Below are 6,000 nucleotides of genomic sequence, written 5' to 3' on the forward strand. Positions count from 1 at the left end.
TTGTTGAACGAAGCCGCTTCGCGGCAGATTAAAAAAACCGCCAGCTAAGCTCCTACCTGCCCAATCCCGGGCTGCAATTCATAGGAGCTTATCATGACACCCAAAGAGCAGCGCCGTTTCGATAGACAGTATCAGTGCCACCTCCGAGCCCTTAAACTGCAGGGGTTAAGCCACCGGACCATTGATTCCTACGCCCGTGCCGTACGAAGGCTGTCGTCACATTTTGACGCCTGCCCCGACAGGATCTCTACCGGCAAGCTGGAACAATACTTCTCCGAGTTGGTGGATTCCCACTCCTGGAGCACCGTCAAGGTCGATCGGAACGGCCTGCAGTTCTTCTGGAAGCACATTCTCAAGAAGGATTGGCAGTGGCTCGATATTGTCAGGGCGCCCAAAGTTCAGTCATTACCCGATATTCTCACGCCAAAGGAGGTGGAGCAACTGATCGGCGCCACGCGCAAGCTGCGGTTCCGGGTCTTTATTCTGACGACCTATTCCATGGGACTGCGACTGAGCGAGACACTGTCCCTGGAGGTGGGAGATATTGATGCCGGGCGACGGGAGGTGCACATTCGCCGGGGCAAGGGTCACAAAGATCGCCGGGTACCGCTGCCAGATCTGACGTACCGTGCCCTGCAGGCCCTGTGGCGCCGTCATCGACATCCCCGCCTGCTGTTTCCCTGCCCAGCGGGTTCCATGGAGCGGGTTTGCCAGGCCAGGACGCCGATGGGGCGGGGCAGTGCCCAGCAGGCGATGAAAGCGGTGTTACGGGAATGCGGGATTAAAAAAAGCCTCAGTCCATTCCCTGCGCCACAGCTTTGCCACCCATCTGCTGGAATGCGGCCTGAGCCTGGCCCAGATCCAGTCCCTGCTGGGGCACTCGAGTCCCACCACCACCGCCCGCTACGTCCGTCTCACGGAATCCATCGAGCGAGACTCCGCCGCTACCATTAATAGCCTTGTAAACAGTCTGCATGTCGATCTGGGAAGGCTGTGAGATGCGCCTGGCCTCCCTTATTGAGCGCCATGAGGGCGCCCTGATGCACAAGTATGGCGCGCGCCTGTTGCCGGAACAGCGGCGGGCCATGGACGCCATCCGACGCTGCCGTACCACCGCTGCCGGCGAGGTGCTCTGGCAATGTAACGGCTGCTCCCATGCACTGCTGAGCCCGCGCTCCTGCGGGCATCGCAGCTGTCCCCAATGCCAGAATCATGAAGCCACTCAGTGGCTGGATCGGCAGCGTCGCAAGCTACTGCCGGTCGAGTACTTTATGGTGACCTTTACCCTGCCTGCAGAGTTGCGGCCACTGGCCTGGCGGCACCAGAAGGTTCTGTACGATCTGCTGATGACCATTGCCACCGGTACGCTCAAGGACTTCGGCCAGAACGACAAGCATCTTGCCGGCGAGCTCGGTATGACCGCGGTACTCCATACCCACACCCGTCGACTGGACTACCACCCACACTGCCATATCGTGGTGCCGGGTGGCGCTGTGGATCGTCACAGGCGGCAGTGGAGAAAGTCCAAAGACCGCTACCTGTTCAATGGCCAAGCCCTCGGCAAGGTGTTTCGGGCGCGGCTTCTGGAGGCCCTGGGGGAGCAGGACTTCAAGATCCCGACCACACCGTCGCGATGGGTGGTGCAGTGCCAGAGGGTGGGCAAAGGGCAGGCGGCGCTGGAATACCTATCCAGGTACCTTTATCGCGGCGTCATCAGCGAGAAGCAGATCCTCTGCGAGCGAAATGACACGGTGACCTTTCGCTATCTCGAGAGCAAGAGCGGCCAAACCAGAACCCGCACAGTGTCCGGCGCCGACTTCCTGTGGCTGGTGTTGCAACACGTTCTTCCAAAGGGCTTCCGCCGAGTCCGCGATTACGGTTTCTTACACGGTAATGCCAAGCGATTGCTACAGCTTGTTCAGATGACGCTCCAGGTTGTCATTGCCACGCTCAAGCCGAAGGAAAGACCGGTTCTGCGCTGCCCGAAATGCCAGGCGCCGATGCAGTTTGTGCAGGCGTTCCGGCCGGGCTGGTTATCGGGGTAAGCTGGCAAGAGTCAGCTACCGGGGACACTCACTAACAGGGAGGGGAAAACACTTTATGGACAGATGAAGAGCAGTGTTATTGGCTCCTAAAGAAGGCCAAGGCCTTTGCTCGTCCTGAAAAAAGTAACGCCTTCCTACTCAGGCGACCCCACCTTTCTTTGAAGAAAGATATTTTCCTATAGAGAGTCGCTCGACAGCTTCGGGCTTGTTCAACCAATCGGATAAGATCGCGGCTGCGCGCGATCTATCCTTATTCGTTAGGTGAATACTTGTAACAAGGCACCATCCCACTGACCAAAACCACAAACAATAATGACAAAAAGACTTAAGAGAACAGGAAGTAAATAATTGGTCAGTACTGGAGTAAGCAGACTGAAATATACAAAACTAGCAATTTCAGACGAAAAAATTTCAGACCTTTTAAATTGCCTGCTTTTATTCTCCACTCTTGGAGGATCGTTACCGTCTGAGACATAAACTTGAAAATTTAAACTCCAATTATTCTTTTTGGCCAAATAATAGTCATAGCCACATCCCTGATTAAGGTCTGACTCTTCGTTCGACAGAATTTTGAATATTTTTTTGCTTCCTCTACTATTAAATTCACGCTGCCAAATTTTTACGAAAGTATCTCTTTCATCCTCTATAAAGAAGACAAAAAATCTGTATAGAAAATAGGCCCAAATAACCCAAAGAAAATAATAAATTGCGCTTGCATTTCCAAAATTACTAAAACTCATACCAGCAAAGGTAAGCTTAGAAATGTTCACCTCTGCGTAGTAACAAAAGAGAAATGCTAAATTCACCAGGAATAGATTTCTTCGTTGTCTTAAAAAACCATCAGTCACAGTGTTTTTCACCTAACGAGGCTGTAGAAAAACTATTTCTCGAAAACAGCTCTTCCAGATACATTCTCGATTGATCATTGTTGATCGATTTAAACACAACCCTTTTACATAGTCATCCAATCAGCGAAGCAAACTGGCTCACGATGCCGATTTTCTGTCAGCTCATTGAATCGCTCCATAATTCATCAGTTTCTCAATATTGTGTATCAGGCAGAACATCCGCCATTGTCCCTGAACTTTGTCTCGGCCGCGTAACGAGAACCGATTCAGGCCTTTATTGGTGCCTGTATTGCCAAACACTGGCTCCACAACGGACATTCGATGGCCGTAGATTACCTTTCCTTCCTGGCTGTCGACGCGTCGCTTCATCCAGTCTGTGGCGGTGTGGCCATTAGTGGCTGTGATTGATACCTGGCGACCGTGCCCCTCCCTTGTGTCGGCGGCACTTGGATTACGCATGCACTGGTCTTTCAGGTGGCAGCTGCGACAATCGGTCAGGTTGCCTTCAAAAATCAGTGTTCTTTTACCTTTGGCTTTGCGGGATTCTCCCCTGAACCACAGAGACTTGCCAGCCGGGCAGATGCAGATCTTGTGCTTGGCATCGAAATGGAATTCGCTGGACGGAATGATTTTCTTCTGGCCCTTGGCGTTGTGCTGGTTCCGCTTCCCGTACTTCTTTTTCTGCTTGGCGAAGGCTTTGTCTCTGGAGCGGAATTTGTTGTCCGGGATATAGGCGTTAATCTCCTCTTTACGGAGGTAGTCGTTGTTTTCCTCGCTGGAGAATCCGGTATCCGCAGTGACGATTACCCGGCTGTCCAGGATGTCCTGGTGGATGCCGGTATCGCGGTAGCGCTTCCTTATGCCATCGAGAATCGGCTTTAACGTATGCTGTTCCTGGCCGGCACCAAAGGCCTGGGCTTCGACAATGATCTGGTGCTCCTTGTCGACGGCAGCGATGCCGTTGTAGCCCTGGATTGTGCCTTTGCTGGTGGTCATTTTGGCGGATTCGTTATCGGTGATGTTGCTCTTTACTTCCTTTTGGTTCTTGCCTTGCCCCTTCCTTGGGGCTGCCGTCTTTAGGAACTGGTCAATCTTGTCGAAGTGTTTCTGGAGGGTTTCTGAGGCCTGGGCGAGTTGCTTCTTTCGGTCTCGCTCTTTGGGTTTTCTCCCATCGAGCCGTTTGTGCTCTTCCATACAGTGCCGGATCTTCTTCTGGATCTTGTCCCGCTTCTGTTCCAACTCCTTGAAAGTGCCGGAATGCTCCTTTGAGGCGTCCGAGGGCATCTTGCAGCCGTCGATGGCAAAGAGTTCATTGCCCAGTAGGCCCTGCTGGTCGCAGACCAGTAGAACTTGTTCGAAGACGGACTCGATAGCGTCTGGGTAGCCGCTGACAAAGCTCGCGATACTGGTGAAGTGGGGGACGGCGTCGCAGGAGAGGGCCTTGAAAATGATGTTGTTTTCACACTGCCACTGAATCTCGCGGCTGGAGGTGATCCCTTTGGCGTAGGCAAACAGGATGATCTTGAGGAGAATCGCAGGGTCGTAAGCGGCTCTGCCACCCTGATCGTTGCTATATTGGTCGTAGAAGGGGGAGAGATCGATATGGCCATCGATCAGGCGGTGGAGTGTGAACTCGAAGGTGCCGGGCCGGAGCTGGTCTTCGAAGTTAATGACGACCATGGCGTCCTGGCTGTAGCTGTATTTTCTAAAATTTGGCATATCCCCTCCCTTTGATGGCCAAATTCTACCAAAAACCACTGGTTTTTAAGAGTTTTTCTACAGCCTGAACGTTGCCATCTGCGGCGGCCGGAACGTTTTTAGCGCGAAGCGCGTTGTGTAGGCTGTCCGCAGCATGGCCTGGTTATTGCAGGCGGTGCCCGTCTTGCTAAGGGCACTTTGCCCGTTGCAGCGGAGGGCCACTGCCCGATAGAAAGAGAAAAGATCTCTGTGCTTNTGCAGGCGGTGCCCGTCTTGCTAAGGGCACTTTGCCCGTTGCAGCGGAGGGCCACTGCCCGATAGAAAGAGAAAAGATCTCTGTGCTTTTCTCACCTTTTAATAAATATTTCTCTTACAGACAATCCAAGATTGCTGCTCCGCGATTTCCGAAACCCGTAGCCTTAACGGGAGCACCAGGAACGAAACCTCGTACTTTAATCACCCGCCCAGATTGATGCCGGGTTTTTAAAAAGTACTCCTTATCGTTCGCTGCCCCATACCAACCTTCTTGTGCTGAGCCCGCCTCAATAACGCCCAGCGCAGGCGCAGACAGCGCGGAGCGCATTTTGTGTTAATGTTTGAGCGCCAGCGAGTAACACAAAAGGTGCGTAGCGTTGGCTGTCGCTCTGCCGCTGCTTGTTATGCATTTTCTCGATCTCCGTGACTTGGTGGCGTTGATACCACCAAGAACTCAACCGCCTGCTCGTGCTCGTTGCTAAGGGTGTGTGGCACACCAGCAGGTATGTGAAAACCTTGATTGGCCGTAAGGACGTGAGTGATACCACTAACTTCTAGGCTCGCGATGCCACTGAGGATGTAGAAAAACTGCTCAGCCCTATTGTGTAGATGCCGAAATTCAGATGAACCGCATGGAACACGCTCTTGGATCACGCTGAGATTTGATGATGCAGCAAGGTGCCAGCCGTCGCAATTGCCGCCCCAAACATAGTGCTTTCCGGTTTCAATTGATACTACGGACATGGATTACCTTGATGCATAACGTTGCCATCTGCGGCGGACGGAACGCTTTTAGCGCGAAGCGCGTTGTGTAGGCCGTCCGTAGCATGGCCTGGTTATTTTTCGGCTACAGTTGCCGAAGGAAAAACACTGCTAGGATTATGGCCGAAACCATTAAAAACGGAACAACAAACGCGAACCGATTCTTTTCTCTGCTGGACTCATAAGCCTTTATCATTTTCGTTAAGTCATCAGCACTGAAGTTGTGGCTACAGTTTGGACACTCGTTCATAGTTATCTCTACCCAGTAACCACATCCTACGCAAGGATACTTTGATTCAGTTCTGTTGAGACTCCATGCTTCCCACATGATTACTTACTCAGAAAAATAACGTCCACAGCACGCGCGGCTTTGTAGCGGAGGCGCAGCCGCA

Annotated in this window: 5 protein-coding genes and 1 pseudogene; 3 read left to right on the forward strand and 3 right to left on the reverse strand. The window is 52.6% G+C overall.

The features are described 5' to 3' along the window. Positions 1 to 93: 93 nt before the first annotated feature. From OQE62_RS14745 to OQE62_RS14755, 3 genes and pseudogenes are all read left to right on the forward strand, one after another. Positions 94 to 753: pseudogene (locus OQE62_RS14745) on the forward strand (tyrosine-type recombinase/integrase); the annotation flags it as partial. A 52-nt stretch (positions 754 to 805) separates the two neighbouring features. Then, positions 806 to 997, forward strand: coding sequence for a tyrosine-type recombinase/integrase (locus tag OQE62_RS19510; protein WP_377535905.1), 192 nt, complete (start codon positions 806 to 808; stop codon positions 995 to 997). Between the two features lies 1 nt (position 998). Beyond that, on the forward strand, positions 999 to 2,045 hold the full coding sequence (locus tag OQE62_RS14755; RefSeq protein WP_449288966.1) for an IS91 family transposase: 1,047 nt from the start codon (positions 999 to 1,001) through the stop codon (positions 2,043 to 2,045). Positions 2,046 to 2,302: 257 nt separating this feature from the next. Here the strand turns inward: OQE62_RS14755 and OQE62_RS14760 are convergent, their stop codons facing one another. From OQE62_RS14760 to OQE62_RS14770, 3 genes are all read right to left on the reverse strand, one after another. Continuing rightward, the gene (locus tag OQE62_RS14760) at positions 2,303 to 2,893 is read right to left on the reverse strand and encodes a hypothetical protein (protein ID WP_265722811.1); all 591 of its coding nucleotides are present in this window, start codon (positions 2,891 to 2,893) and stop codon (positions 2,303 to 2,305) included. Positions 2,894 to 3,055: 162 nt separating this feature from the next. Beyond that, the gene (locus OQE62_RS14765; protein ID WP_265722812.1) at positions 3,056 to 4,612 is read right to left on the reverse strand and encodes an IS1182 family transposase; all 1,557 of its coding nucleotides are present in this window, start codon (positions 4,610 to 4,612) and stop codon (positions 3,056 to 3,058) included. A gap of 636 nt (positions 4,613 to 5,248) precedes the next feature. Next, positions 5,249 to 5,590: a cupin domain-containing protein gene (locus tag OQE62_RS14770; RefSeq protein WP_265722813.1), complete on the reverse strand. Its 342-nt coding sequence runs from the start codon at positions 5,588 to 5,590 to the stop codon at positions 5,249 to 5,251. Positions 5,591 to 6,000 lie beyond the last annotated feature (410 nt).

The sequence above is a fragment of the Microbulbifer halophilus genome, from assembly GCF_026183675.1.
Classification (GTDB): domain Bacteria; phylum Pseudomonadota; class Gammaproteobacteria; order Pseudomonadales; family Cellvibrionaceae; genus Microbulbifer; species Microbulbifer halophilus.